This window comes from Veillonella tobetsuensis (assembly GCF_001078375.1).
Lineage (GTDB): Bacteria > Bacillota > Negativicutes > Veillonellales > Veillonellaceae > Veillonella > Veillonella tobetsuensis.
The window spans coordinates 1-1,895 of the sequence record NZ_BBXI01000032.1 but is presented as its reverse complement, the minus strand read 5'-3'; the positions used below and the strand labels follow the sequence as shown (position 1 = coordinate 1,895).

The 1,895-nt window shown below is 38.7% G+C and carries 2 protein-coding genes; both read right to left on the bottom strand.

Features of this window, described 5'->3' with window-relative positions:
* Positions 1-1,472: filamentous hemagglutinin N-terminal domain-containing protein (locus tag VEI_RS09265; protein ID WP_145749535.1), on the bottom strand; the 1,472-nt coding region annotated here is incomplete at its 3' end.
* Positions 1,473-1,516: 44 nt separating this feature from the next.
* Positions 1,517-1,895, bottom strand: a 379-nt coding sequence (locus VEI_RS10350; protein ID WP_145749533.1) for a ShlB/FhaC/HecB family hemolysin secretion/activation protein, incomplete at its 5' end; no start/stop codon positions are given.

Here is a 1,895-nt window from a genome sequence, read left to right as displayed (position 1 = left end):
ATGGTGGCGCCCTTATTTTCAATGACATGAGAGCCTGTTAGATTCATCGTATTTCCACTATACAATAAAGCATTTCCATTATTATGGATTTCATTAGCTTGTATATCCATATGGTCACGGCTCGCCATTGTACCAGACTTATGACTATCTAATTCCTTTTGTACTTTAGTCATTGCTTCTTGCGCTTTATCATAAGCCTTAGTTAGCTCTTGAATACGATTACGATGTGCTTGCAACTCTTCTTTAGTCTTATAAGCCGTTATATCTGCATTCCACTCTGTATCAAGAGCCTCTTTAGCTTGTGTCAAAGCATCCGCAGCACGTTTATATCTGGCTTCAATAGTTGCATCCGTATGATTAGATACAGTATCTGCTTTAATAGATAAGGTATTTCCATATATACGGCCATTTTCAGCATTATCTACCGATTTTGCACGAATATCTGTAGTACCATTTGAGTTTACTAAACCATGATTAGTCATAGACGATTGACTTTCAATAGCTAAGCCGTTGTCACCTTGCACAATACCATCTTGTCCAACTGAAATGGCATGACCTGAAATAGACGTCTGACCATTACTTGTTATGCCGCCATCCACTTGAATCATACCATCCGCACTAATAGTAGTCGCATGAACAGAACTTAATGTACCTTTAACATTAACACCAAGCCCATCATTGGTTCCTTTCATGGTAATAGAGTTAGCATACATACCACCAATAGCAGATACATCTAGACCAATTTGCTTAGAGGACCCCAAAGCCTTAGATTCTAAAGACTTGGCATCTATTAAATTTTTACCTGTACGAGTCTCTACTGCATTAGCCCATACACCTGCATTTACTTGAGCGGCTTCTGTTAAAATTTGTAAGGAGTTAGATTCTTTTGCATTAAGGCCCTTTCCATTAATAGCAATAGAACCTTGTCCTACCCGATAGGTATTAAGATTTCCATTAGGATCATATTCAGGCTTACCAGTCGTTAATACAGCACGGTCAGTATTTATAAAACCGCCACCATCTACAGTGATTCCATTAGGATTAGCTACAACAACTGATGCTTTACGTCCAGCCACCTCAATAAAGCCATTCATGTTAGTAGGATTATGAGATGTGACCTCATTTACGATAACCGAGGCAGAGCCACGCATCATATTAGCATTACCTGGCACATACCCAGCTAGGCTCGTGTTCGCCATTTGATATGAATTATTTAAAATCACACCATGTTGTGGCACATTAAAATTTGTATAATCGTTGCGAGATACACCACCTGCCGTAGGTCCTGCAATATTGACTAATGTAATACCGTTTGCAGCTTGTCCTACTTGTGCTTGTCGATGTTGAGGCGCATTGCGATCTACCTCTATAGGATTTTCTGCATACGCTAAAGGAACTACTAAAGGATCCATAACCATAAGGCCCATTGTAAGCCAAACAGCAATTTTATATTGTAATCGTTTTTGTTTCATAAATTCTCTCCCAAACTATATATATGAGATATGACAGCAATTTACTAAAATCTAAATCCCGCTTGGAATCCTGCTGTTATATGATTTGTTTTATAACCTTCCGGTTTATATAACGGCATACCAACAAAGGCATCATAAAATAATCCAGACTTAAATTGGCCTCTCATACCAATGGCTGTACCAGCAATAAACCGACCTGTCAATACATCGGTACTCGGTCCATATACAGCACCAAAATCTATATTGGCATATATACTTGATTTCCATTTTGGTATATAACTAGCTACTTCATTTCGCATATACCAACCGCTCTCAGCCATCAACGTATGCTCACCATCAAATCCTTGTACGGTATATCGATTGCCGAGACTAATCATATCTCGTGAGTATAATTGCTTGCCACCTAATGTCCATTGCCCATAA